The 25,077-nt window shown below is 71.2% G+C and carries 26 protein-coding genes; 18 read left to right on the forward strand and 8 right to left on the reverse strand.

Features of this window, described 5'->3' with window-relative positions; all coding sequences use genetic code 11:
• The first annotated feature begins 140 nt into the window (after positions 1-140).
• From leuC to CRP56_RS30495, 4 genes are all read left to right on the forward strand, one after another.
• The gene (gene leuC, locus CRP56_RS30480) at positions 141-1,565 is read left to right on the forward strand and encodes a 3-isopropylmalate dehydratase large subunit (RefSeq protein WP_097269386.1); all 1,425 of its coding nucleotides are present in this window, start codon (positions 141-143) and stop codon (positions 1,563-1,565) included.
• Positions 1,566-1,571: 6 nt separating this feature from the next.
• Positions 1,572-2,165, forward strand: a complete 594-nt coding sequence (leuD, locus tag CRP56_RS30485) for a 3-isopropylmalate dehydratase small subunit (RefSeq protein ID WP_097269388.1) — start codon at positions 1,572-1,574, stop codon at positions 2,163-2,165.
• 300 nt (positions 2,166-2,465) lie between these two features.
• On the forward strand, positions 2,466-2,696 hold the full coding sequence (locus CRP56_RS30490) for a hypothetical protein (RefSeq protein WP_079310414.1): 231 nt from the start codon (positions 2,466-2,468) through the stop codon (positions 2,694-2,696).
• A gap of 137 nt (positions 2,697-2,833) precedes the next feature.
• The gene (locus tag CRP56_RS30495) at positions 2,834-3,478 is read left to right on the forward strand and encodes an HU family DNA-binding protein (protein WP_097269390.1); all 645 of its coding nucleotides are present in this window, start codon (positions 2,834-2,836) and stop codon (positions 3,476-3,478) included.
• Between the two features lie 60 nt (positions 3,479-3,538).
• Here CRP56_RS30495 and CRP56_RS48550 read toward each other — a convergent pair whose 3' ends face one another.
• Both CRP56_RS48550 and cofC read right to left on the reverse strand, forming a co-directional pair.
• A complete protein-coding gene (locus tag CRP56_RS48550) occupies positions 3,539-3,730 on the reverse strand; it encodes a hypothetical protein (RefSeq protein ID WP_257041239.1) in 192 nt (63 codons plus the stop codon).
• Positions 3,731-3,747: 17 nt separating this feature from the next.
• Complete coding sequence (gene cofC, locus CRP56_RS30500; protein WP_257041240.1) at positions 3,748-4,386, reverse strand: 2-phospho-L-lactate guanylyltransferase; 639 nt, start codon at positions 4,384-4,386, stop codon at positions 3,748-3,750.
• Between the two features lie 156 nt (positions 4,387-4,542).
• Between cofC and CRP56_RS30505 the strand changes: the two genes are divergently transcribed.
• From CRP56_RS30505 to CRP56_RS30515, 3 genes are all read left to right on the forward strand, one after another.
• Entirely contained in the window at positions 4,543-5,307 is a 765-nt protein-coding gene (locus tag CRP56_RS30505; RefSeq protein WP_097269392.1) for a lysophospholipid acyltransferase family protein, read from the forward strand.
• Positions 5,304-6,314 carry an NAD(P)H-dependent glycerol-3-phosphate dehydrogenase gene (locus CRP56_RS30510; RefSeq protein WP_079310411.1) on the forward strand — a complete coding sequence of 337 codons (1,011 nt, stop codon included), beginning with the start codon at positions 5,304-5,306 and terminating at the stop codon, positions 6,312-6,314. The genes CRP56_RS30505 and CRP56_RS30510 overlap by 4 nt, the downstream gene beginning before the upstream one ends.
• A gap of 70 nt (positions 6,315-6,384) precedes the next feature.
• Positions 6,385-7,542, forward strand: a complete 1,158-nt coding sequence (locus tag CRP56_RS30515) for a D-alanine--D-alanine ligase family protein (protein WP_097269394.1) — start codon at positions 6,385-6,387, stop codon at positions 7,540-7,542.
• Positions 7,543-7,561: 19 nt separating this feature from the next.
• Here CRP56_RS30515 and CRP56_RS30520 read toward each other — a convergent pair whose 3' ends face one another.
• Both CRP56_RS30520 and CRP56_RS30525 read right to left on the reverse strand, forming a co-directional pair.
• Positions 7,562-8,044 (reverse strand): DUF3515 domain-containing protein, encoded by a 483-nt coding sequence (locus CRP56_RS30520; protein WP_097269396.1) that lies wholly within the window; start codon positions 8,042-8,044, stop codon positions 7,562-7,564.
• Positions 8,045-8,064: 20 nt separating this feature from the next.
• On the reverse strand, positions 8,065-8,298 hold the full coding sequence (locus CRP56_RS30525; RefSeq protein ID WP_003997603.1) for an Lrp/AsnC family transcriptional regulator: 234 nt from the start codon (positions 8,296-8,298) through the stop codon (positions 8,065-8,067).
• A gap of 206 nt (positions 8,299-8,504) precedes the next feature.
• Between CRP56_RS30525 and CRP56_RS30530 the strand changes: the two genes are divergently transcribed.
• Positions 8,505-9,470, forward strand: a complete 966-nt coding sequence (locus CRP56_RS30530) for a thiamine-phosphate kinase (protein ID WP_059198065.1) — start codon at positions 8,505-8,507, stop codon at positions 9,468-9,470.
• Positions 9,467-10,252 (forward strand): bifunctional hydroxymethylpyrimidine kinase/phosphomethylpyrimidine kinase, encoded by a 786-nt coding sequence (gene thiD / locus CRP56_RS30535; RefSeq protein WP_257041243.1) that lies wholly within the window; start codon positions 9,467-9,469, stop codon positions 10,250-10,252. The genes CRP56_RS30530 and thiD overlap by 4 nt, the downstream gene beginning before the upstream one ends.
• An 87-nt stretch (positions 10,253-10,339) precedes the next feature.
• On the opposite strand, the gene rpmB is transcribed toward thiD, so the two are convergent.
• Positions 10,340-10,525 carry a 50S ribosomal protein L28 gene (gene rpmB, locus CRP56_RS30540; protein WP_003993230.1) on the reverse strand — a complete coding sequence of 62 codons (186 nt, stop codon included), beginning with the start codon at positions 10,523-10,525 and terminating at the stop codon, positions 10,340-10,342.
• Positions 10,526-10,781: 256 nt separating this feature from the next.
• Between rpmB and CRP56_RS30545 the strand changes: the two genes are divergently transcribed.
• Positions 10,782-12,467, forward strand: coding sequence for a DAK2 domain-containing protein (locus tag CRP56_RS30545; RefSeq protein ID WP_097269398.1), 1,686 nt, complete (start codon positions 10,782-10,784; stop codon positions 12,465-12,467).
• 57 nt (positions 12,468-12,524) lie between these two features.
• Here the strand turns inward: CRP56_RS30545 and CRP56_RS30550 are convergent, their stop codons facing one another.
• Together CRP56_RS30550 and CRP56_RS30555 are read right to left on the reverse strand one after the other, a co-directional pair.
• Positions 12,525-15,473, reverse strand: a complete 2,949-nt coding sequence (locus CRP56_RS30550) for a hypothetical protein (protein ID WP_097269400.1) — start codon at positions 15,471-15,473, stop codon at positions 12,525-12,527.
• Complete coding sequence (locus tag CRP56_RS30555; RefSeq protein ID WP_097269402.1) at positions 15,473-17,296, reverse strand: HSP90 family protein; 1,824 nt, start codon at positions 17,294-17,296, stop codon at positions 15,473-15,475. The genes CRP56_RS30550 and CRP56_RS30555 overlap by 1 nt, the downstream gene beginning before the upstream one ends.
• Before the next feature lie 170 nt (positions 17,297-17,466).
• Here CRP56_RS30555 and recG point away from each other — a divergent pair, with 170 nt between their 5' ends.
• The 8 genes from recG (at position 17,467) to mutM (ending at position 24,695) form a co-directional block, all read left to right on the forward strand.
• Complete coding sequence (gene recG / locus CRP56_RS30560; RefSeq protein WP_097269404.1) at positions 17,467-19,677, forward strand: ATP-dependent DNA helicase RecG; 2,211 nt, start codon at positions 17,467-17,469, stop codon at positions 19,675-19,677.
• A 78-nt stretch (positions 19,678-19,755) separates the two neighbouring features.
• The gene (rsmD, locus tag CRP56_RS30565) at positions 19,756-20,343 is read left to right on the forward strand and encodes a 16S rRNA (guanine(966)-N(2))-methyltransferase RsmD (RefSeq protein ID WP_097269405.1); all 588 of its coding nucleotides are present in this window, start codon (positions 19,756-19,758) and stop codon (positions 20,341-20,343) included.
• A 26-nt stretch (positions 20,344-20,369) separates the two neighbouring features.
• Positions 20,370-20,849: a pantetheine-phosphate adenylyltransferase gene (coaD, locus tag CRP56_RS30570; RefSeq protein WP_179851341.1), complete on the forward strand. Its 480-nt coding sequence runs from the start codon at positions 20,370-20,372 to the stop codon at positions 20,847-20,849.
• A 57-nt stretch (positions 20,850-20,906) separates the two neighbouring features.
• The gene (locus tag CRP56_RS30575; RefSeq protein WP_097269409.1) at positions 20,907-21,965 is read left to right on the forward strand and encodes a DivIVA domain-containing protein; all 1,059 of its coding nucleotides are present in this window, start codon (positions 20,907-20,909) and stop codon (positions 21,963-21,965) included.
• 143 nt (positions 21,966-22,108) lie between these two features.
• Complete coding sequence (locus tag CRP56_RS30580; protein ID WP_097269411.1) at positions 22,109-22,753, forward strand: YceD family protein; 645 nt, start codon at positions 22,109-22,111, stop codon at positions 22,751-22,753.
• Between the two features lie 2 nt (positions 22,754-22,755).
• On the forward strand, positions 22,756-22,929 hold the full coding sequence (gene rpmF / locus CRP56_RS30585) for a 50S ribosomal protein L32 (protein ID WP_007493396.1): 174 nt from the start codon (positions 22,756-22,758) through the stop codon (positions 22,927-22,929).
• A gap of 7 nt (positions 22,930-22,936) precedes the next feature.
• Complete coding sequence (rnc, locus tag CRP56_RS30590) at positions 22,937-23,752, forward strand: ribonuclease III (protein WP_373559695.1); 816 nt, start codon at positions 22,937-22,939, stop codon at positions 23,750-23,752.
• 82 nt (positions 23,753-23,834) lie between these two features.
• Entirely contained in the window at positions 23,835-24,695 is an 861-nt protein-coding gene (gene mutM / locus CRP56_RS30595; protein WP_059198054.1) for a bifunctional DNA-formamidopyrimidine glycosylase/DNA-(apurinic or apyrimidinic site) lyase, read from the forward strand.
• Here the strand turns inward: mutM and CRP56_RS30600 are convergent.
• Positions 24,668-25,075 carry a winged helix-turn-helix transcriptional regulator gene (locus CRP56_RS30600; protein WP_097269414.1) on the reverse strand — a complete coding sequence of 136 codons (408 nt, stop codon included), beginning with the start codon at positions 25,073-25,075 and terminating at the stop codon, positions 24,668-24,670. The genes mutM and CRP56_RS30600 overlap by 28 nt on opposite strands.
• Between the last annotated feature and the right edge of the window lie 2 nt (positions 25,076-25,077).

The following is a 25,077-nucleotide window of genomic DNA, read 5'->3' on the forward strand; positions in this document are numbered from 1 at the left end:
ACGCGCAACCCTTGGATGCACAGCGGCCCGCGGACCAAACGGGCCTGGCGGCGGCTGCCCGGGAATCCAGGGGTGCGGGCGCCGCTTCCGGAAGATCTCTAGTTGGGCCGGCGCACCTCTTGCCGGCCGGAGGGAAAGCGATGGGTAGGACACTCGCGGAGAAGGTCTGGGACGACCACGTCGTCCGGCGCGCCGAGGGCGAGCCCGACCTCCTCTTCATCGATCTGCATCTGCTGCACGAGGTGACCAGCCCGCAGGCCTTCGACGGCCTCCGCAAGAGCGGTCGCCAGGTGCGCCGCCTCGACCTCACCATCGCGACCGAGGACCACAACACCCCGACCCTCGACATCGACAAGCCCATCGCCGACCCGGTCTCCCGGGTCCAGCTGGAGACGCTGCGCAAGAACGCCGCCGAGTTCGGTGTGCGCCTGCACCCGCTGGGCGACGTCGAGCAGGGCGTCGTGCACGTCGTCGGCCCGCAGCTGGGTCTGACCCAGCCCGGCATGACGGTCGTCTGCGGCGACTCCCACACCTCCACGCACGGCGCCTTCGGCGGTCTGGCGTTCGGCATCGGCACCTCCCAGGTCGAGCACGTGCTGGCCACCCAGACGCTGCCGCTGGTCCGCCCGAAGACCATGGCCATCACGGTCAACGGCGAACTGCCCGACGGCGTCACCGCCAAGGACCTGATCCTCGCGATCATCGCCCGCATCGGCACCGGCGGCGGCCAGGGCTACGTCCTGGAGTACCGCGGCTCCGCCATCGAGAAGCTGTCGATGGAAGCCCGCATGACCATCTGCAACATGTCGATCGAGGCCGGTGCCCGCGCGGGCATGATCGCCCCCGACCAGACCACGTTCGACTACCTGGAGGGCCGCCCGCACGCCCCCAAGGGCGAGGACTGGGACGCGGCCGTCGCGTACTGGAAGACCCTGAAGACGGACGAGGACGCCGAGTTCGACGCCGAGGTCGTCATCGAGGCCGCCGAACTGTCGCCGTTCGTCACCTGGGGCACCAACCCCGGTCAGGGCGCGCCCCTTTCGGCTCACGTCCCCGATCCTGCTTCGTACGAAGACGCTTCGGAGCGCCTCGCCGCCGAAAAGGCCCTGGAATACATGGGGTTGGAGGCCGGACAGCCGCTGCGCTCCATCAAGGTGGACACCGTCTTCGTAGGTTCCTGCACCAACGGCCGCATCGAGGACCTGCGCGCCGCCGCCGAGCTCCTCAAGGGCCGCAAAGTCGCCGACGGCGTACGGATGCTGGTCGTTCCCGGCTCCGCGCGGGTCGGTCTGCAGGCCGTCTCCGAGGGCCTGGACGTCGTCTTCAAGGACGCCGGCGCCGAATGGCGGCACGCGGGCTGCTCGATGTGTCTGGGCATGAACCCCGACCAGCTGGCCCCGGGTGAGCGCTCCGCGTCCACCTCCAACCGCAACTTCGAGGGACGGCAGGGCAAGGGCGGCCGTACGCACCTGGTCTCGCCGCAGGTCGCCGCCGCGACCGCCGTGCTGGGCCACCTGGCCTCGCCCGCCGACCTGTCCGACGCCCCTGTCGCCGCTGGAGTCTGATCAGTCATGGAAGCATTCACCACGCACACCGGCCGGGCCGTCCCGCTGCGCCGCAGCAACGTCGACACCGACCAGATCATCCCTGCTCACTGGCTCAAGAAGGTCACCCGGGACGGGTTCGAGGACGGTCTGTTCGAGGCCTGGCGCAAGGACGAGACGTTCATCCTCAACCAGCCCGAGCGCAAGGGCGCGACCGTCCTGGTCGCCGGCCCCGACTTCGGCACGGGCTCCTCCCGTGAGCACGCCGTGTGGGCGCTGCAGAACTACGGCTTCAAGGCCGTCATCTCCTCCCGCTTCGCCGACATCTTCCGCGGCAACTCGCTCAAGAACGGCCTGCTCACGGTCGTTCTGGACCAGAAGATCGTGGAGTCGCTCCAGGAGCTGAGCGAGAACGACCCCGAGGCCGAGATCACCGTCGACCTGGAGGCCCGCGAGGTGCGCGCCGAGGGCATCACGGCGAGCTTCGAGCTGGACGAGAACTCCCGCTGGCGGCTGCTGAACGGGCTGGACGACATCTCCATCACCCTCCAGAACGAGCCCGACATCGCCGCGTACGAGGCCAAGCGGCCCTCGTTCAAGCCGCGGACGCTCGAGGTCTGACCGCGCCCTTCTCGCGGCGCGAACCGCGCCCCTCGCGCGGCACAACCGAACAGGTCGAGTTTCGGCCACCGAACACCCCCCGCTGTACCCCCGATCAGCCCGATCGGGGGTACAGCCGTGTCTGCACCCGAACGGCCCTGCGCCCGCCCGAAACGCTTCTCAACTTCCCACGTTAGAAGGGGTGTTGCAGGGGTACGCGACTGTTGTGGCCGCGGCTTCGGCACGCGCCCGGAAGGCCGTTTGAGGCGGCAGTTGCACCCTGAGCGGGCGACAACTCGCCCCAGATGGCACAATCTGTGCATGGAACACGACGGCCAACTCGAGCTCTATGCGGCGGTCGCGGACCAACTCAAGGAAGCGCACACAAGGGTGCGCGCACTGCAAGTCCCGGAGGGCGTACGGATGGCGCTGACCCGGAAGCTGCTGGTCATTACGGCCGCGGCCAAGCACGATCTCGCCGATGCGGCAAGGCGTCTGGAGGCCTTCACGGCGGACCTCGACGCGGGTCGATTCCCCGAAGAGGAACGCTGAACAAGTCCGAGACAGCCGAACCCGTTGCGGCACAAGGGTGATAAGCCCGTTTCGTGTTTGATTTGCGGTATATATCTGCCTAACGTGCGAAAAAGCCTGAACAGTTTCGTTCGGGCGATGTCTCCGAAGGGGAAGACGTGAACAAGGCGCAGCTCGTAGAAGCGATTGCCGACAAGGTCGGTGGCCGTCAGCAGGCCGCCGACGCGGTCGACGCGGTCCTGGACGCCATCGTCCGCGCGACCGTGGCGGGGGACCGGGTCTCGGTCACCGGCTTCGGTTCGTTCGAGAAGGTCGACCGCCCGGCCCGGTACGCCCGCAACCCCCAGACGGGCGAGCGGGTTCGGGTCAAGAAGACCTCCGTTCCCCGCTTCCGTGCGGGCCAGGGCTTCAAGGACCTGGTGAGCGGCACGAAGAAGCTCCCGAAGAACGACGTCGCGGTCAAGAAGGCCCCCAAGGGCAGCCTGACCGGTGGGGCTTCCGCCACGGTCAAGAAGGCGGCCGCGAAGAAGGCCACCACGAAGACCGCCGCCGCGAAGAAGACCACGGCGAAGAAGACGACCGCCAAGAAGACCACGGCGGCCGCCAAGAAGACCACGGCGAAGAAGACGACGGCCAAGAAGACCACGGGCGCCGCCAAGACCACCGCCGCGAAGAAGACCACCGCCAAGAAGGCGACGGCCAAGAAGGCCCCGGCGAAGAAGGCGACCGCCAAGAAGGCCCCTGCCGCGAAGTCGACGGCCCGCAAGACCACCGCCAAGAAGGCCACCGCCCGCAAGAGGTAAGGCGAGCGGTACTCACGCGCCGGGCCGGACTCCGTGGTGGGAGTCCGGCCCGCGGCGCGTTCAGAACGTCTGGAGGGTTACGAGGGTGACCTTGTCGCCGTCCAGTTCGATGCGGACCCGTTGGCCGGGGCGGAGCAGCCGCAGGCCGCCGGCGTCGAACGCCGGGGCGTCGAAGGGGACGGGGGTGCCGTCGTCGAGTAGCACGCTGCCGGTTCGGGATGCGGCGTCGTACGTGTAAGCGGTGGCCTGCATGGACGTCAGCCTAGTCCTCAGAGACCCGGAATCAGCAGGCCCGCCGAGACGGCCGCCGTCCGCGGCCCCACTCCCAGTGCCAGGGCCGCCCGCAGGTCCTCGCCGGTGTCCACGTCCTGGCGTACCGAGTCGACGCCCGGGAGAGTCAGCTCCACCGCCCCCGACGCGCGATGGCGGGCCCGGGAATCCGTTCCGAAAGCCGGGCGCAATTCCTGGCCCTCGCGGACCGCCAGGAGCGTCGTGCCTATTGCCGCCGCGTCCGGGAGGAATGCGCGCGGGAATTCCGCCGCCGCGTCCAGGACCCGGGCCAATTCCACGGGGCGCAGGGCCGGCAGATCGGCGTTGAGGGCCGCTACGGCACTTCGGGGCTGTGCGGCCCGTACGACACCCGCCCCGTACGCCAGCGCCGCGTTCAGGCCGCCCCGGGGCTCGTCGGGGACGATTCGGGCGCCCAGAGCGGACAGCTCGCGGCCGGCCAGCGGGTCGTCCGTGACTACTGCCACATCCCCGACCGCCGGGGAGGCCAGCGCCGCTGCCACCGTGTCCTGGGCGAAGGCGAGGGCGAGGCCCGGGCGCAGCCCGTCCCCGGCGGTGTCCGAGAGCCTGCTCTTGGCGCGCTCCAGGGGCTTCAGGGGTATGACCAAGGTCCACTGCACGAGCGTTCCGTCCCTCTCTTGTCGCGGCCATTGTCACTCAGCCGTCACCTGGGCCATCTGGCGGTCGTCGCGGCGAGGCGTACGGTGTTCTCGACAGACCGGCGGCCTGGGGCGACACTTGTCCGGCCCTGAAGGCCCCTAGAGGAAGGTGTCCGCGTGCCCCGCCGCAGAATCGGCTTCTGGTACCGCTTGGCAGCGGTGATCGCCAAACCGCCGCTGGTGGTTCTGATCAAGCGGGACTGGCGTGGAATGGAGAACATTCCGGCTGATGGCGGATTTATCACCGCGGTGAACCACAATTCGCACATCGATCCCTTCGCGTACGCACACTTTCAGTACAACACCGGCCGCGTTCCGCGATTCCTCGCGAAGAGCGGACTTTTCAAGAAGGGATTCGTCGGTGCCTTCATGCGCGGCACCGGACAGATCCCCGTCTACCGCGAGACCACGGACGCGCTGAGCGCCTTCCGCGCCGCGATCGACGCCGTGGAGCGCGGTGAGTGCGTCGCGTTCTATCCCGAGGGCACCATCACCCGGGACCCCGCGCAGTGGCCGATGACCGGCAAGACCGGTGCCGCGCGGGTGGCCCTGCAGACCAAGTGCCCGGTGATCCCGGTCGCGCAGTGGGGCGCCAACGAACTGCTGCCCCCGTACGCCAAAAAGCTCAACCTCCTTCCGCGCAAGACCTCGCGGGTCCTCGCGGGGCCGCCGGTGGACCTGACGCCGTTCTACGACAAGGAGATGACCCCGGACCTCCTGAAGGACGCCACCGAGGTCATCATGGCCGCCGTCACCCGCCAGCTGGAGGAGATCCGCGGCGAGAAGGCGCCCGCCACGCCCTACGACCCGCGCAAGGAGCGGATCGAGCAGCGCCGGCGGAGTCAGGCCGAGGCCGGCCGCGAGGAGGAGAGCGCCAAGTGAGCACGACCGTCAAGGCGGCTGTCTTCGGTACCGGATCGTGGGGCACCGCCTTCGGCATGGTCCTCGCCGACGCGGGCTGCGAGGTCACCCTGTGGGGCCGCCGCGCCGAACTCGCGGAAGCGGTCAACTCCACGCGTACGAACCCGGACTACCTTCCCGGCGTCGAACTCCCGGTGAACCTGCGGGCGACGACGGACGCCGCCGAGGCCGCGCGCGATGCCGACTTCACCGTTCTCGCCGTCCCCTCGCAGACGTTGCGCGGCAACCTCGCCGAGTGGGTGCCGGTGCTCGCGCCGGACACCGTCCTCGTGTCGCTGATGAAGGGCGTCGAGCTCGGCTCCGCCATGCGGATGAGCGAGGTGATCGAGGACGTCGCGAAGGTGGGGCAGGACCGCGTCGCCGTGGTCACCGGACCCAACCTGGCGCGCGAGATCGCCGCCCGGATGCCGGCCGCCGCGGTGGTCGCGTGCACCGACGAGGCGGTCGCGCAGAAACTCCAGTCCGCTTGCCACACGCCCTACTTCAGGCCGTACACCGAGACGGACGTGGTCGGTTGTGAGCTCGGCGGCGCGGTGAAGAACGTCATCGGGCTCGCCGTCGGCATCGCGGACGGCATGGGGCTCGGCGACAACGCCAAGGGCTCGCTCATCACGCGCGGCCTCGCGGAGACCGCGCGGCTCGGTGTCGCGCTCGGCGCCGACCCGCTCACCTTCGCCGGGCTCGCCGGTCTCGGCGACCTGGTGGCGACCTGCTCCTCGCCGCTCTCGCGCAACCACACCTTCGGCACCAACCTCGGCAAGGGCATGACCCTCCAGGAGACCATCGCGGTCACCAAGCAGACCGCCGAGGGCGTCAAGTCCTGTGAGTCCGTGCTGGATCTGGCCCGCAGGCACGGCGTCGACATGCCGATCACCGAGACGGTCGTCGCCATCGTGCACGAGGGCAAGCCTCCGGTGGTCGCCGTCAAGGAGCTGATGTCGCGCAGCGCGAAGCCCGAACGACGCTGAGCGACGCTGACACGACGCCACTCCGGCCACGCTGTATCGGGGCTCTACCAACGGGTACTCTCAACGCGATATGAGCACCGAGAACCTCCCCCAGAGCCCTGAGCAGCCGTCTCGCAAGCCGCGCGTGGCCGTCGTGTTCGGCGGGCGCAGCTCCGAACACGGGATCTCCGTGGTCACCGCCGGCGCCGTACTGAAGGCCATCGACCGGACCAAGTACGACGTCCTGCCGATCGGCATCACCCAGGACGGCCGTTGGGCGCTCACCGCCGACGAACCGGACCGCATGGCGATCTCCGACCGCCGTACGCCCAACGTCGACGAGCTGGCCGAGTCGCACGAGGGCGGCGTGGTGCTCCCCGTCGACCCCGCGAACCGCGAAGTCGTGTACAGCGAACCGGGATCGGTGCCCAAGGCGCTCGGTGAGGTCGACGTCGTCTTCCCCGTCCTGCACGGCCCCTACGGCGAGGACGGCACCCTTCAGGGTCTGCTGGAGCTCTCCGGTGTCCCGTACGTCGGCTCGGGCGTGCTCGCCTCGGCCGTCGGCCAGGACAAGGAGTACATGAAGCGGGTGTTCACCTCCTTCGGGCTCAACGTCGGTCCGTACGTGGTGATCCGGCCCCGTGAGTGGGAGCAGGACGAGCCGGCCGCCCGCAAGAAGATCGTCGACTTCGCCGGCGAGCACGGCTGGCCGCTGTTCGTGAAGCCCGCGCGCGCGGGTTCCTCGATCGGCATCACCAAGGTCGACGACCTGTCCGGGCTCGACGAGGCGATCGCCGAGGCCCAGCGGCACGACCCGAAGATCCTCGTCGAGGCGGCGCTGCGCGGCCGGGAGATCGAGTGCGGCGTCCTGGAGTTCGAGGACGGCCCGCGTGCCTCGGTGCCCGCGGAGATCCCGCCGCCGGACGCGCACGCGTACTACGACTTCGAGGCCAAGTACATCGACTCCACCCCGGGCCTCGTACCGGCGCCGCTGACGCCGGAGGAGACCGCCGAGGTGCAGCGGCTCGCGGTGGACGCCTTCGACGCGGCCTCCTGCGAGGGGCTGGTCCGAGCGGACTTCTTCCTCACCGAGGACGGCGAGTTCGTGATCAACGAGATCAACACGATGCCGGGCTTCACGCCGATCTCGATGTACCCGCAGATGTGGCAGGCGACCGGGATCGGCTACCCGGAGCTGGTGGACCGGCTGATCCAGGCGGCCCTGCGCAGGTCGACGGGCCTGCGCTGAGCTCCCGGCTCGCGCTCCTCTAGTCGGCGATCCCTTCGGGGATCGCCTTCTTGATGGGGGCGGCCAGGTCCACGAGGGCCGCGGCGCCGTCGGCGGTGCGGTTCTTCGGGATCGTCACCTCGACGTACGCCGTGCGCAGCGTCGTGGTGAACCGGAACGCCCCGTCGCCCTGCTTCTCCAGCAGCCACCCGACCCCGTTGACCTCGGCCCCGTCGGCCTCCGGATCGGTCATCTTCGCGGGCTTGGTGACACCGCACCGCAGTATGATCGCCGGGTCGCCCCAGCCCGCCGTCAGCTCGGAAGCGGGCTCGGGGTCACGGCGGTCCTGGCCGTCGACCTTCGACGGCAGCTCCCGGTCCAGATCCTCGCAGAGCTTCGCGACCTTCGTGCCCGGCGAGGGAACCGCCGCCGACGCGCTGTCGTCTGCAGATGAGCAGCCCGCGGCGGTGATCAACAGGGTGAGCGCGGGCAGGCCGATGAGCCGGTGACGGAGAGAGTTCACCGGCCAAGGGTAGACGGGGGCTACAGATGGACGACCGGGCAGGTCAGGGTGCGCGTGATGCCGTCCACTTGCTGGACCTTCGCGACCACCATCCGGCCGAGGTCGTCGACGGTGTCCGCTTGGGCCCGCACGATCACGTCATAAGGTCCTGTCACGTCCTCGGCCTGGATCACCCCAGGAATCTTGCTGATCGTCTCGGCGACGGTCGACGCTTTGCCGACCTCCGTCTGGATCAGGATGTACGCCTGTACCACGGAACCTCCAGGGCGGCCACGAGGATCATGTGGGGAAAAGGAACGCCACGGTATCGCGTCGCCGCTCGCCGCGGGGAGACCTGTGGGGGCGCGGACGCCCGCGCCGGGGTGCAGACATGGCAGAAGTTGACGGTCACTTCGACCGTATCGAGGACACTGGTCACGCGCGACCGGGCACGGCAAGGCACAGAAGGGGCGAAAGGGCAATGAAGGGCACTGTTGGTGAGCTCGGGGAGTTCGGGCTCATCAGGGAGCTCACCTCCCGTCTCACCACGACCCCGGCGGTCCGGGTCGGCCCCGGCGACGACGCCGCGGTGGTGGCCGCTCCCGACCGCCGGGTCGTGGCCAGCACCGACATCCTCCTGGAGGGGCGGCACTTCCGCCGGGACTGGTCCACGGCCTACGACGTGGGCCGCAAGGCCGCCGCACAGAACCTCGCGGACATCGCCGCCATGGGCGCCGTGCCGACGGCCCTGCTGCTCGGCCTGGTCGTCCCGGCAGAACTCCCGGTGACCTGGCCGAGCGAGCTCATGGACGGCCTGCGCGACGAGTGCCAGGTCGCGGGCGCCTCGGTGGTCGGCGGAGATGTCGTACGGGGCGACTCGATCATGGTGTCGATCACCGCGCTCGGCGATCTGCGCAACCAGGAGCCCGTCACGCGGGCCGGCGCGCAGCCCGGCGACCTCGTGGCCGTGACGGGCTGGCTGGGCTGGTCCGCGGCCGGGTACGCGGTGCTGTCGCGCGGTTTCCGCTCGCCGCGGGCCTTCGTGGAGGCGCACCGGCGCCCCGAGCCGCCGTATCACGCGGGACCGGCGGCGGCGGGCCTCGGCGCGACCGCCATGTGCGACGTCAGCGACGGGCTGATCGCCGACCTCGGCCACATCGCCGAGGCCAGCAAGGTCCGCATCGACATCCGTTCCGGCGCGATCGACATCCCGTCCCAGATGAACGACATCGGTCAGGCCGTCGGCGTCGACCCCATGCAGTGGGTGCTGACCGGGGGAGAGGACCACGCGATCGTGGCCACCTTCCCGCCGGACGTGAAGCTGCCCGCCCGCTGGAAGGTCATCGGCGAGGTCCTCAACCCCTCGGCGCTGCCCCAGGTGACGGTCGACGGGGCGCCGTGGACGAGCAAGGGCGGCTGGGACCACTTCGGGGACATCGAGTCGTGAAGCCGCCCCGCGTGCTGACGGTCGCGGGCTCCGACTCCGGCGGAGGGGCCGGAATCCAGGCCGACTTGAAGACGATGCTCGCGCTCGGCGTGCACGGCATGAGCGTCGTCACCGCCGTCACCGCGCAGAACTCCCTGGGTGTGCAAGGGGCTTGGCCGCTGCCCGTGGACGTCGTGCGGGCCCAGTACCGCAGTGTCGTCGACGACATCGGCGTACAGGCCGTGAAGACCGGCATGCTGGCCTCGGCCGAACTCGTCGAGGCGGTGGCCGAGTTGCTCGCCGGGACGGACGCCCCGGCGGTCGTCGACCCGGTCGGGGTGTCGAAGCACGGCGACTCGCTGCTGGCCGCCTCCGCGCTGGAGTCGGTGCGCACCCGACTGCTCCCGGCAGCGACCGTGGCGACCCCGAACCTCGACGAGGTGGCCCAGCTGACCGGGGTGCGGGTCGAGTCCGAGGGGGACCTGCGGCGGGCCGCCGAGGCCGTGCTGGCGTACGGTCCGAAGTGGGTGCTCATCAAGGGCGGTCACCTGACCGGGGACGCCGTCGATCTGCTGACCGACGGGGCCGAGGAGCACTGGCTGCGGGCACCGCGCCACGACAACCGGCACACGCACGGGACGGGCTGCACGCTGGCTTCGGCGATCGCGTCGGAGCTGGCGAAGGGGCGGTCCGTGCCGGAGGCGGTCGCGGCGGCCAAGGAGTACGTCACCGGGGCGATCAAGGGCGGGTTCGCGCTGGGGGGCGGGATCGGCCCCGTCGACCATGGGTGGCGCTTCCGATAGCGCGCGGGCACGGCAAAAAGCCGGCCCACCTCTCGGTGGACCGGCTCAGTGCAGCGAACCAGCAGTGGCCGCGCGCTTAGCTGTGCGTCAGCGCGAGACCTTGCCGGCCTTGATGCACGAGGTGCAAGCGTTCACGCGCTTCGGCGTCCCGCCGACCACAGTACGGACGCGCTGGATGTTCGGGTTCCAGCGACGGGACGTACGGCGGTGCGAGTGCGAGATGTTGTTGCCGAAGCCCGGCCCCTTGCCGCAGACGTCGCAGTTGGCAGCCACGGGTCACTCCAAAGACTTCAGATGCACTTACGGTTGGATCCCGGCAAGCCGGGATCGAGATCGTAGGATCAGAGATCTGAGTGGCGCTGCCAGGGGAATGGCCCGATCGGATCGGGCAACCGGAGCAGCATACAACGACTGCGCCAGTAGAACGAAACTACCATGGCTGCTCAGGGCCCTGCTCCCGGCCCTCTTCCGGTGAACACCTCCCCGGGGTCTACGCTGCGTCCACGTCCAGCAGTCCAAGGAGGCGCAGGTGGCGCAGGTGCCGCAGACATTCTTCGATGCTCTCGCGGTGCGCACCTGGTGCGGTCTCGCGCTGCAGGCGCTCGGGCGGGCGCGCGAGGAGATCGACGCGATCAATGTCTACCCGGTGGCCGACGGCGACACCGGCACCAACCTGTATCTGACGGCGGAGTCCGCGGCGGCGGCCGTGGAGGCCGTCTTCACCGCCTACGACGAGAACGGCCGGCCCTCGCTGGCCGACGCGGTCCGCGCGATGGCGCACGGCGCCCTCATAGGGGCCCGCGGGAACTCCGGGACGATCCTCGCCCAGCTGTTGCGTGGCATGGCCCAGGTCCTCGCCGACGACAGTGAGGCGTCTCACACCGACGGGACCGGTCTCCGCCTCGCCCTGCGGCGCGCGGCCGACTCCGCGCGCGAGGCCGTGGCCCACCCGGTGGAAGGCACGGTCCTGTCCGTCGCCTCGGCCGCGGCCGACGCCGCCGAGGGGAGCGAGGGCGACTGCGGGGCGGTCGCGCGGGCCGCCTACGAAGGGGCTCGGGCGGCGCTCGTGGCGACCCCGGGGCAGCTGGCGGTCCTGGAGCGGGCCGGGGTGGTCGACGCGGGTGGCCGGGGGCTGGTGGCGGTGCTCGGGGCGCTGGTGGAGACGTTCACCGGGGAGGCGCCCAGGATGGTGGCGGCTGCTTCCGCCGGGCACACGCGCGTGGACGCCGTTTCCGACACGGCGGCCATGGTCGCCGTGGACGAGTGCGCGGACGTGCCTGCGGAAGCCGGCGGACCCGCGTTCGAGGTGATCTACCTCCTGGAGGCCGAGGACGCGGCCGTGGACCGGCTGCGGACCCGCCTCGACGCCCTGGGGGACTCGCTCGTCGTCGTCGGGGGCGACGGGCTGTGGAACGTCCATGTGCATGTCGACGACGCGGGCGCGGCCGTGGAGGCGGGCGTCGAGGCCGGGCGGCCGTACCGGATCCGGATCACGCACTTCGCGCTCGATGACGTCCACACGCGCGGGGGCGAGCGGCCGCCCCGGGAGCGGGTGCAGCGGGCGGTCGTCGCCGTCGTGCCCGGCGAGGGGCTGGCCGGGCTCTACACGGAGGCGGGCGCCACCACCGTGCTCGCGCGCCCCGGGGAGCCGCCCGCGAGCGGAGAGATCGTCGAGGCCGTACGACGGGCCCACGCGCGCGAGGTCGTGCTGCTGCCCAACGACGCCGACCTGCGCCACACCGCGGCCGCCGCGGCCGAGCAGGCCCGCACCGAGGGCATCCGGGTCGCCCTGATCCCGACCCGCTCCGCGGTCCAGGGCATCGCCGCGCTCGCCGTGCACGAACCCGGCCGCCGCTTCGACGAGGACGTCGTCTCGATGACCTCGGCCGCCGGCGCCACCCGCTACGCCGAGATCGCCGTCGCCGAACGCCAGTCCTGGACCCTGGCCGGCATCTGTGAGGCGGGCGACGTCCTCGGCCTCATCGACGGCGACGTGGCCGTGATCGGCTCCGACATCACCTCCGCCGCCGAGACCGTCCTGGACCGCATGCTGTCGGCGGGCGGCGAACTCGTGACCCTCGTCCTCGGCGACGACGCCCCCGACTCCATCGCCGACCACCTCGAAGCACGCGTGCGTGAGGCGTACCTCGCCGTCGACACGGTGGTGTACCGGGGCGGGCGACAGGGGGCGCTGCTCCTCATCGGGGTCGAGTAGCGGGTCGCCGGCGGGTGTCGGGGGTTGTTCGGGGACGCCCTGGTCGTCCAGCACCTGTCAGTCGTCCAGCACCTGGAGCATCTGCTGGGCCTCCGCGCAGCGCGCCTGCGCCGTCTCGTCGTCCTCGCCCTCGTCGTACGCCCCACGGGCCTCGTACGGCTCGTAGTCCTCGTACGCCGCCAGCACCGCACGCGCGCGTGCCGCCGCGCGGTCGGGGCGGCTGAGGTCGGCCTCCAGCCAGCCCGCGGCGAGCTCGGCGCCGGTGCGGCTGTGCAGGGCGTCGTCGCCGAGCGACGCGAACACCACGATGGCCTCGGTCATCTGGGCGAGAGCGTCCTCCAGGGCGGCCTGGATCGTCTCGTCCTCGGCGTCCTCGGCGGCCGAACGGGCGAGCAGGTCGCCGTACTGCCGATGGGTGTGCCCGAGTTCGGCGACGAGCCGCTGGCGGGCCTCGTCGGCCACGGAGTCCGCGCCCAGCGCCTCCCCGCACTCCCGCACCGCCTCCGCCATCAGCTCCCGGGCCTCGTCCTGCCCGCCCTCCGCGCGCAGCGCCAGCCACGCGCGGGCGCGCAGCGAGCGGACCAGGCCGTGCACGTCACCGACCTCGCGCCACAGCTCGCCCGCGCGTGTGTACGCCCGGTCGGCCTCGTCGGGCAGCCCGGCCTCGCCGAGGGACTCGCCGGCGAGGTGGGCCAGCGTCGCGTGGTCCTGCTGTTCGGGCCACTGCCGGGCCAGCTCGGCGGCCCGGAGGCGGTGCTCGGCGGCCTCCCGGTGCTCGCCGAGCTCGCTCAGACAGTCGCCGAGCCACCACTGCGCCTGGACGACCGCGGCGTCGCCGTGGGTGTCGACGCTCAGGTCGGGCAGCGCCGACTCCAGCACCGCCGCCGCCTCGGCCCACCGGCCCTGCCGCAGCAGGAACCCGCCGAGCAGATGCCGCGCCCAGGCGCCGAGCGTGGGTCCTGCACCCGCCTCGTCGGCCCAGTGCGCCGCCTCCAGGGCCTGCTCGGCGGCCTCCTCCGGCTGTCCGGTGCCGCCGAGCACCTCGGCGAGCTGGAGGTGCAGCTGGGCCCGTCCGGTGGCCTCCAGATACGGCTCGCCGTGCGTCAGGGCCGCCCGCAGCGCCCACTCGGCCTGCCCGATGTCGCCGAGATGGTGCGCGAGCCCGGCCAGCCTGGCCTGGTACTCCACCGCGAACCACGGCAGCCCCGCCGCCACGAACCCCTCCGCGGCCCGCGCGAACAGCCCGGCGGCCCTCGGCAGGTCCCCGGCGTACGCCGCCAGCTCCGCGAGCATGGCCCGCGCCTCGGCGTCCCGCGCGCCGAGCCGGACGTCCTCGCCGGCCCGCCCGTCGACGAGCGCGAGCACCTCCCGGACGGCGGCCTCCGCCTCGGCCAGCACCGACGCCGGCACGGCGCCCTCCTCCTCGGCCGCCTGCACCCGCCGCAGCAGGATCCGCGCCCGCCCCATCAGCACCGACGCCGTCTGCCGTACGCCGGTGCCGTCCTCGGCGTACAGGGCGAGGGCCTCGTCGTACGGCCCCGCGACCGCGGCCAGCGCGCCCTCCACGTCACCGGCGAGGGCCCGCATGAACGCCCCACGCGTGCGTGCCGCCAGCGCCTCTCCTGGATCGCCCGCCGCCGCGTAGAGCTCCGCGGCCTGCTCGAACAGGTCGAGGCCCGCGGGGCCCAGGTCCATCGCCCGGTGGTCGACGACCTCCGCCTGGTCGCGTGGGTCGAGCTCGACGCCCTCCGCGGCCCGCGCGACCGCCGCCCACGCCTCCACGGCGTTCGGCTGGAGGCCGTCGGAGAGGCGGCGCGCCTCGGCGATCAGGGCGGTGAGGTCGTTTTCCGGTGTGGCGGGCGGAGGCGCAGCGGCCGGCGCGGTGGCCTGGCGGGCGGCGCGCACGCCCAACGGCAGCCGTTCGACCAGCGGTTCCTGCGCCATCCGCGCGCGTGCCCGGTCGCTGACGTACGTCGTGCCGTTGCGCCGGTCGAACTGGCCGGCCAGGTCCAGGGCCTCCGCACGCGCGTGTGCCGCGAGTTCGCGGGCCGTCCACGTCCGGCCGGCCGGTCCCGGCACCTGGCGGTCGCCCAGGCCGAGGCCGGTCAGCCGGTCCATGAGCAGCGTGACCACGCTCAGGAACTCCAGCTTGCCGCGCGGATGCCCGGTGTCCGTGAAGTACGCCGGGCGCTCCGCGAGCAGCTCCAGACCGCGGGCCTCGTTGCCGGTCAGCGCGCAGAACTCCACATGGTCGGCGTACGCGGAGCGCATGCTCTCCATGGCCCGCACCAGCCGGAAGCCCCGCAGATGGTTGGCCCGCGCCTCGTCCAGGCGGCCCAGCCTCAGCAGCGGGACCAGGGAGGAGGCGAGGACCGTGTGCGGCTCGTGCGCGCAGGTGAACTCGCCCTCCAGGACCGGCGCCCACAGCCGCAGCGCCTCCGCGTCCCGGCCCTGCTCCGCCCGCCACCAGCCCTGCGCGTCCAGCTCGCACGCGTGGCAGTCGGCCATGGCGTCCCGGTCGGCGGCCAGCCACGCCGTGAACGCACGCTCCGCGCGCGCGGTGTCCCCGACATGCGCGGCCACGGTGAACTCGACGCTGCGCACCGCCCGTTCGGAGTGCCCGGCGAGCCGGTAGCGGTGCTCCATCTCGCCGAGCCACTTCTCTATGGAGGCGAGCGGGATGTGCGGCTGGTCGAGCATCCCGGACGACATCCATTTGAAGACCCAGTGCAGTGAATGGGTCTCGTACTCGTCGAAGTCCTCGGGCCGCTCGTCCCACATGCGCAGCAGACGCGCGAAGGGGACGAACATCTTGTCCTTCTCGGAGCTGTAGTTGTAGACCTTCAGCTGGTGTCCGAGCGCCTCGATCACCGCGAGCGGGATGTTCAGCCTCTCGGCCTCGGCCAGCAGCTGCTCCGCGCGCGCGTTGCGGGCGGGGCCCTCCGGCTGCTCGCCGTTCTCCGCCATCGCCCGGCGCAGTGCGTCGAAGTCCGCGATCTCCCCCATCAGTGCCCCTCCTCGCCGTTCGTCGCCCACTCCAGCAGTCCGATGAAGGCCCGGTTCAGCAACGCCGAGTCCGCGGGCCTGAGCGGCCGCTGCGCCATCAGCAGCGCCTGCCCGTACAGGGACTCCGTGGCGGTGCCGATCAGTTCCGGCTCGCGCAGCGAACTGATCCGCCGGATCAGCGGGTTGAGGTGGTTGAGCACCAGACGCGCGCGGGGCGCGGTGCCGCGCAGCGAGCCGAGGATGCCCGCCCACAGGTCGTCCGCCTGCGCCTCGGCGTCGGCGCGGGCCTGCTCATGGCGGGCGGCGCGGTCGTCCAGGTGCAGGGCGGGCACGGTGAGCGGGTGGAAGGCGCGCAGGACGACGTCACAGCCCAGCGGGTCGAGCGTGGCCCGCGCGGCGGCCAGGAAGTCGGCCAGCGCCAGCTCCTCCGCCGGGTCGACGGCGTCCAGATGCGCGGTCACGGTGTCCGCGTCCAGCTCCGCCACCACCGTCCCCGGCCGCACCGACGGCAGCGCCTGGACCAGGTCGCTGTCGTACGTGTAACCGCCGTTGACCACCCCGATGCCCTGCGCGGACGCGATCGGCGCGACCTGCCGGAACTCCTCGACGGTCCGCGTGAAGTGCACGACCCGGTGCCGGCGCGCGAACTCCTCCAGGGACAGCTGCCCGTCGGTCGTCTCGAAGGGCAGCCACGGCAGCATCGTGCGCAGCATCTCCGGGTCGTGCCGCGCCAGCGACTTCACGCCCAGGTGGTGCACCGACAAGAACGCCGCCAGCCGTTCCGGATCGCCCGCGGCGAGCCCCGTCAGCCAGGACCGAATTCTTTCCCCCAGCGCCTCCCGTACGGCGGCCAGCGTCTCGTCCTCGTACAGCGCCTCCCGCGACGCGGTGGGCCGCAGACTGTCCGTGTCGAGCACGCACCGCACGAAGAACGCCCAGTCCGGCAGCAGCTGTTCGGCCCGCTCGGTCAGCAGCATCCCCTTCAGGTGGACGCGATGCGTGGCCCGCTGCGCCGGACTGACGGCCGAGGGCAGGACGTACGCCACCCCGCGGACACCCGCCAGCGGCACGTTCAGCTCGATCGAGTCCAGCGGGGTGAACCCGAACAGGTCATGGCAGTGCCGCGCCAGGGCCGCCCTCCGGCCGGTGGGGGAGGGGTACGACCGGTCCCAGGGCGCCGGCAGCTCGGTGACTGCCTCGCCGTCCACCCGCACGTCGTACGGCAGCAGCGCGCCGAAGTCCCGCGCCAGCGCCAGCACCCGCTCGGGCGCCAGCCACTCCCCGGCCCCCGCCCGGGCCGTCAGGTGCACGGTGGTGCCGGGCTCGGGCCGGGCCTCGGGCGCCAGCGTCCGCACGGTGTACGAACCGTCATCACTGGCCGTCCACTCCACCGGCGCCGCGTCCGGCGTACGGGCGCTGCGGCTGACCACCCGGATCCGCTCGGCCACCACGAAACAGGCGAGCAGCCCGATGCCGAACTGCCCGAGGAACTCGGACCGCGCCTCCTGGATGCCCTCGGCCCGCTTCGAGCTGCGGCCGATGGTGGCCAGCAGTTCGTGCACGTCGGTCTCGGTGAGCCCCACGCCGGAGTCCTCGACCCGCAGGGTGCCGCCCGCCGTGTACAGCCGCACTTCCGCCGGGGCGCCCGGCTGTTCGGCCCGGCGCGCGGTGACGGCGTCCACGGCGTTCTGCAGCAGCTCGCGCAGATAGACCTTCGGACTGGAGTAGAGGTGATGGGAGAGCAGGTCCACCAGACCACGCAGGTCGACCTGGAAGGTGTGGGACGGAGAAGCCTGGGATGACGGTGAGGTCTGGGAGTCCATCGCAACGGCGCCGTGGGCGGGGGACGGTCTACGGCGCGGGGTCGGGCGGTCCCGGTGGGGCGGTGACCGCGGAAGGGATGGCCGGAGGCGCGCCATCCTAAAGCCGGAACAGCCCGCCTGACCAGGTGTTTCGCAAGACGTATACGGCATTGTCAGTGACGTGGTGTGCAATGGATCTCGTGCCCGCACTCGAGGAACCACTGAAAAAGGTGCTCGGCCCACCCACCGCGAAGGTGATGGCCGAGCACCTCGGCCTGCACACCGTCGGCGACCTCCTGCACCACTACCCGCGCAGATACGAGGAGCGGGGCCAGCTCACGCACCTGGCCGACCTCCCCATGGACGAGCACGTCACGGTGGTGGCGATGGTCGCCGACGCCCGCCTGCACACCTTCGCCTCCGCCAAGGCCCCGCGAGGCAAGGGCCAGCGCCTCGAAGTGACCATCACGGACGGCAACGGCCGCCTCCAACTGGTCTTCTTCGGCAACGGCGTCCACAAGCCCCACAAGGAGCTCCTGCCGGGCACCCGCGCGCTGTTCGCGGGCAAGGTCTCCGTCTTCAACCGCCGGCTCCAACTGGCGCATCCGGCGTACGAGTTGCTGCGCGGCGACTCGGAAGAAGCCGTCGTGACCTGGGCCGGCGCCCTCATCCCGATCTACCCCGCCACGGCCAAGCTGGAGTCCTGGAAGATCGGCAAGGCCATCCAGACGGTCCTGCCCAGCGCCCAGGAGGCGGTCGACCCCCTCCCGGACTCCCTGCGAGAAGGCCGCGGCCTGGTCTCCCTCCCCGAGGCCCTCCTCAAGATCCACCGCCCGCACACCAAGGCCGACATCGACGACGCCCGCTCCCGCCTCAAGTGGGACGAGGCCTTCGTCCTCCAGGTCGCCCTCGCCCGCCGCCGCCACGCCGACGCCCAGCTCCCGGCGGTGGCCCGCCGCCCCAAGCCGGACGGCCTCCTGTCGGCCTTCGACGACCGCCTCCCGTTCACCCTCACGGAGGGCCAGCAGAAGGTCTCGAAGGAGATCTTCGACGACCTGGCGACGGAGCATCCGATGCACCGGCTGCTGCAAGGAGAGGTGGGCAGCGGGAAGACCATGGTGGCCCTGCGCGCCATGCTCGCCACCGTCGACGCGGGCGGTCAGGCCGCCATGCTCGCGCCCACCGAGGTCCTCGCCCAGCAGCACCACCGCTCGGTCGTCGAGATGATGGGCGAACTCGCCGAGGGCGGGATGCTGGGCGGGGCCGAGCACGCCACCAAGGTGGTGCTGCTGACCGGCTCCATGGGAGCGGCCGCCCGGAAACAGGCCCTGCTCGACCTCATCACCGGCGAGGCCGGCATCGTCATCGGCACGCACGCGCTGATCGAGGACAAGGTCCAGTTCCACGACCTCGGCCTGGTCGTCGTCGACGAACAGCACCGCTTCGGCGTCGAGCAGCGCGACGCCCTGCGCGGCAAGGGCAAACAGCCCCCGCACCTCCTCGTGATGACGGCCACGCCCATCCCGCGCACGGTCGCGATGACGGTCTTCGGCGACCTGGAGACCTCGGTCCTCGACCAGCTCCCGGCCGGCCGCTCCCCGATCGCCAGCCATGTCGTCCCGGCCGCCGACAAGCCCCACTTCCTGGCCCGCGCCTGGGAACGCGTGCGCGAGGAGGTGGAGAACGGCCATCAGGGGTACGTCGTCTGCCCCCGCATCGGGGACGCCATCGACGAACCCGCTGACGCGAAGAAGGCCCGCAAGTCCGCCGAGGACGAGGCCGAGAAGCGCCCGCCGCTGGCCGTCCTGGACGTCGCCGACCAGCTCACCAAGGGCCCGCTGAAGGGCCTGCGGGTCGAGGTGCTGCACGGCCGCATGCATCCCGACGACAAGGACGCGGTCATGCGCCGCTTCGCCGCCGGCGAGACCCATGTCCTGGTCGCCACCACGGTCATCGAGGTCGGTGTCAACGTCCCCAACGCCACCGCGATGGTGATCATGGACGCCGACCGGTTCGGCGTCTCCCAGCTCCACCAGCTCCGCGGCCGGGTGGGCCGAGGCTCCGCGGCGGGCCTCTGCCTCCTGGTCACGGAGATGCCGGAGGCCAGCGCCGCCCGCCAGCGGCTGAACGCGGTCGCGTCGACACTGGACGGCTTCGAGCTCTCCCGCATCGACCTGGAGCAGCGCCGCGAGGGCGACGTCCTGGGCCAGGCCCAGTCGGGCGCCCGCACCTCCCTGAAGGTCCTCGCCGTCATCGAGGACGAGGAGGTCATCGCGGAGGCGCGGGAGGAGGCGGTGGCGGTGGTGGAGGCGGATCCGGACCTGTCGGCGCTTCCTGGACTGCGGACAGCACTCGACGCCCTTCTGGACGAGGAAAGAGAGCAGTACTTGGAAAAGGGCTGAGGAAGACCCCCTAGGGGCGCGGGGAACTGCGCGACCAGCCACACTGAACCTGAAGCCGCCCACAACCAAGGACCGAAGATGACCCGCGTGATCGCCGGCGCAGCCGGCGGACGTCGACTGGCCGTGCCGCCAGGCAACGGCACCCGCCCCACCTCCGACCGCGCACGCGAAGGTCTCCTCTCCACCTGGCAGTCCCTCCTGGGCGGCCCTCTGGACGGCGAGCGCGTCCTCGACCTCTACGCCGGCTCAGGCGCCGTCGGCCTCGAAGCCCTCTCCCGCGGCGCGAGCCACACCCTCCTCGTCGAGGCCGACGCCCGCGCCGCCCGCACCATCCGCGAGAACGTCAAGAGCCTCGGTCTCCCCGGCGCCGAGGTCCGGGCGGGCAAGGCGGAGCAGATCATCCAGCAGCCGGCGCCGGCCGAGCCGTACGACATCGTCTTCCTGGACCCGCCGTACCGAGTCACGGATCACGATCTTCGGGAGATTCTCCTCACACTCCGTTCGGGGGGCTGGCTCGCGGCGGAGGCGCTCGTCACCGTGGAGCGCAGCACCAGAGGCGGTGAATTCGGGTGGCCGGAGGGTTTTGAAGCACTCCGGTCCCGTCGTTACGGCGAGGGAACGTTTTGGTACGGTCGCGCCGCCTCTACGTGCGAAGACGCACGATGACCGGACCGGAGAGCGAGGGATCTCAAGTGCGCCGCGCCGTCTGTCCCGGGTCGTTCGACCCCATCACCAACGGACATCTCGACATCATTTCCCGCGCCTCCCGTCTGTACGACGAGGTCTATGTCGCGGTCATGATCAACAAGTCCAAGAAGGGCCTGTTCGAGGTCGAGGAGCGGATCGAGCTGATCCGCGAGGTCACCGCCGAGTACGGGAACGTGAAGGTCGAGTCCTTCCACGGCCTCCTCGTCGACTACTGCAAGCAGCGCGACATCCCCGCGATCGTCAAGGGCCTGCGCGCGGTCAGCGACTTCGACTACGAACTCCAGATGGCCCAGATGAACAACGGGCTGTCCGGCGTGGAGACCCTGTTCGTCCCCACCAACCCCACCTACAGCTTCCTGTCCTCCTCGCTCGTCAAGGAGGTCGCCACCTGGGGCGGCGACATCGCCCACCTGGTGCCGCCGGTCGTCCTGGAGGCCCTCAACGAGCGCCTGCGCAAGGACTGATGGGGCTACAGTCGTCCCGTCCGTCTCCAACACAGCTGTAGAGAGTGGCGAGCACAGGTGGACGTGCAGAAGAAGCTCGACGAGATCGTCGCCGCGGTCTCCGGCGCCCGGTCGATGCCCATGTCGGCCTCGTGCGTGGTCAACCGCGCCGAACTGCTCGCGATGCTGGAGGAGGTCCGGGCCGCGCTGCCCGACTCCCTCGCCCAGGCCCAGGAGCTGATCGGCGACCGCGAGTCGATGGTCGAGCAGGCCCGCCAGGAGGCCGAGCGGATCATCTCCGGCGCGCACGCCGAGCGCGGCTCCCTGATCTCCGACACCGAGGTCGCCCGCCGCTCCCAGGCCGAGGCCGACCGCATCCTCAGCGAGGCCCGCAGGGAGGCCGAGGAGGTCCGCGCCGAGGCCGACGACTACGTCGACTCCAAGCTGGCCAACTTCGAGGTCGTCCTCACCAAGACCCTCGGCTCGGTCGGCCGCGGCCGCGAGAAGCTCCTCGGCACCGGCCCGGGCCTGGACGAGCAGGGCTACGAGGACGAGGACGCCCCCGAGCGCAGCCACGACCCCGAGACCCTGCGCCGCGACGCCGACACCTACGTCGACACCAAGCTCGGCGCCTTCGAGGCGGTCCTCGCCAAGACCCTGGAGGCCGTCGGCAAGGGCCGCGCCAAGCTGCACGGCCGGATCGCCACCGACGACCTCGGCGCCCTCGCCGGCGACGACAGCACCGTCCAGCACTCCAGCGACGCCGACTACCTCGCCGACCTCGTGGCCCTGGCCGAACAGGACACCCCGGCCGCGGCGGTCGTACCGCAACAGCAGCAGTACGACCAGCAGCCCGCCTACGGCTACCAGCGGCAGGACACCTACGGCGGCGGCTACCCGCAGCAGCCGGCCTACGCCCAGCAGCAGGACCCCTACGGCTACCAGCAGGCCGACCCGTACGCGTACCAGGGCTACGACGCCCAGCAGGCCGCCTACGACGCCGGACAGGCGCAGCAGGCCCAGCAGCAGGCGCAGCACGCCCAGCAGTCGTACGCCCTCGACGAGACCAGCCTCTTCGACACCGGCATGATCACGCCGGAGCAGCTGAGGGCCTACGAGCAGGGCCGCGGCCAATAAGAAACCAGCGCGGGACCACCGGATTGGGCCGTGAGCGAAAGGTCCAGTATCCTGGCTCTTCGGTCGCGCGTACGTCCGCGATCAACGCTGCCCGGGAACACCGAAGGGCGGCGTCCCTCTGAGCTCGAAGATCGAAAGCAGGAATGGCTCCCAACGCACACCTCGACCACCGCAAGCCTCTCGTGTTCGACACACACGAGCTGGGGCGGCGGCCCGGTGCGCTGCAGCGCCTGACCCGTGAGATCGACGCTCCCAAGGATCTGGGGATCGCGGGAGTCGTCGGAGTGCCGGAAGGCGCTCCGGTGGAGCTCGAACTCCGGCTCGAGTCGGTCATGGAAGGGGTGCTTGTCACAGGCACCGCCCGTGCACAGGCCGAGGGGGAGTGCGTAAGGTGTCTGGAGCCGCTTGAGCTGGAGCTCGAAGCGGACTTCCAGGAGATGTTCTCGTACCCTGACGCCGACGATCGGGGCCGCCCCAAGGCGGAGCCGACCGACGACGCCGAGGAAGACGAGGACAGGCTCTTCATCGAGGACGGCCTGTTCGACCTCGAACCAGTGCTGCGTGACGCGGTGGTGCTTGCCCTGCCGATGCAGCCGGTGTGCCAGGACGACTGCCCCGGCCTGTGCTCCGAGTGCGGAGCCCGGCTGGCGGACGACCCGGACCACCACCATGACGCCGTCGACATCCGTTGGGCGGCACTGCAGGGACTCGCCGGTTCACTCGAAGATGGCGAGAAGGACGAGATGAGCGGCGCCGAAGCGGGCGTCGACGAGAAGCAGGAGAAGTAGCCGTGGCTGTTCCGAAGCGGAAGATGTCGCGCAGCAACACGCGCCACCGCCGGTCGCAGTGGAAGGCTGCGGTCCCCACCCTGGTTGCGTGCGAGCGCTGCCACGAGCCCAAGCTGCAGCACATCGCGTGCCCGTCTTGCGGCACCTACAACAAGCGCCAGGTCCTCGAGGTCTGAGCGGCTGGTGAGAGGCACTGTGTCCACGCCGAAGAAGAACTCTGCGGAGAACACGGCCTCGTCCCACACGCTGTTGGAAGGGCGGCTCGGGTACAAGCTCGAGTCCGCCCTTCTGGTGCGTGCGCTGACCCACCGGTCCTACGCGTACGAGAACGGCGGTCTGCCGACCAACGAGCGCCTGGAGTTCCTCGGGGACTCCGTCCTCGGCCTCGTGGTCACGGACACGCTGTACCGCACCCACCCCGACCTGCCCGAAGGCCAGCTGGCCAAGTTGCGGGCCGCGGTGGTCAACTCTCGTGCGCTGGCGGAGGTCGGCCGCGGGCTCGACCTGGGCTCCTTCATCCGGCTCGGCCGCGGTGAAGAGGGCACGGGCGGCCGGGACAAGGCATCCATCCTCGCCGACACCCTCGAAGCGGTGATCGGCGCGGTCTATCTCGACCAGGGTCTGGACGCGGCGGGCGAACTCGTCCACCGGCTCTTCGACCCACTGATCGAGAAGTCCTCCAACCTCGGTGCCGGCCTGGACTGGAAGACCAGTCTCCAGGAGCTCACCGCGACCGAAGGACTCGGTGTCCCCGAGTACCAGGTCTCGGAGACCGGCCCCGACCACGAGAAGACCTTCACTGCTGCCGCCCGCGTCGGAGGCGTCTCGTACGGCACCGGCACCGGCCGCAGCAAGAAGGAGGCGGAGCAGCAGGCCGCCGAGTCCGCCTGGCGGTCCATCCGGGCCGCGGCGGACGAGCGCGCCAAGGCTGCCGCGGAGGCCGCCGCGAAGGCCGTCGAGGCCGACGCGGATGCCGACGAGGCGTCCGCCTCCGCCTGACCGAACAGAGCAGTACACCGAGCGCCCGTCCCGCCCCGGGGCGGGCGCTCGGCTCATACACCGGCTTGTCACGGGGGATGCGATGCCCGAGTTGCCCGAGGTAGAGGTCGTACGCCGAGGCCTGGAGCGGTGGGTCGCCCACCGCGCTGTCGCCGAGGCCGAGGTGCTGCACCCGCGTGCCGTACGCCGGCACATCGCCGGTGCCGACGACTTCACGCACCGCCTCAAGGGCCATCGCATCGGTGTGCCCAGCAGGCGCGGCAAGTATCTGTGGCTGCCGCTGGAGGACACCAACCAGTCGGTGCTTGCCCACCTCGGCATGAGCGGCCAACTCCTGGTCCAGCCGCACGAGTCACCCGACGAGAAGCACCTCAGGATCCGGGTGAGGTTCGCGGACGGCCTCGGCACCGAGCTGCGCTTCGTCGACCAACGCACCTTCGGCGGACTGTCGTTGCACGACAACACCGAGGACGGTCTGCCCGACGTCATCGCGCACATCGCCCGCGACCCGCTGGACCCGCTCTTCGACGACGAGGCCTTCCACCAGAACCTCCGCCGCAAGCGCAGCACCATCAAACGAGCCCTGCTTGACCAGTCGTTGATCAGCGGCGTCGGCAACATCTATGCGGACGAGGCGCTTTGGCGCGCCCGCATCCACTACGAGCGCCCGACCGCCGGGTTCACGCGCCCGCGCACGGCCGAACTCCTGGGCCACGTACGGGATGTGATGAACGCGGCCCTCGCGGTCGGCGGCACCAGCTTCGACAGCCTGTACGTCAACGTCAACGGGGAGTCCGGCTACTTCGACCGCTCGCTCGACGCGTACGGCCGTGAGGGTCTGCCCTGCAAGCGGTGCGGCACGCCGATGCGCCGGCGGCCGTGGATGAACCGGTCGAGCTACTTCTGCCCGAAGTGTCAGAGGGCGCCGCGGGTCTCGTCGTAGCGCCGGCGTGCGTCGAGCACGTCGTCCATCCGGCCCTCCAGGAAGTGGATGAGGCCGAGCAGCCGCGTGGCCATCTCCTGGCCGAGCGGCGTCAGTTCGTAGTCCACGCGGGGCGGGTTGGTCGGCTGGGCCTCGCGGTGCACCAGGCCGTCGCGCTCCAGCGCGTGCAGGGTCTGGGACAGCATCTTCTCGCTCACGCCGTCGACCCGGCGGCGCAGCTCGTTGAAGCGCAGCGAGCCCTCGTGCAGCGCGCCGAGCGTGAGGGCGCCCCAGCGGCCGGTGATGTGCTCCAGCGTGCCCCGCGACGGGCAGGCCTTGGCGAACACGTCGAAAGGCAGGTCCTGGTCCCGCTCCGGCGTGCGCTCCTGCGTGATGTCCATGA

The sequence above is a fragment of the Streptomyces sp. TLI_55 genome, assembly GCF_900206255.1.
Taxonomy (GTDB): domain Bacteria; phylum Actinomycetota; class Actinomycetes; order Streptomycetales; family Streptomycetaceae; genus Streptomyces; species Streptomyces aquilus.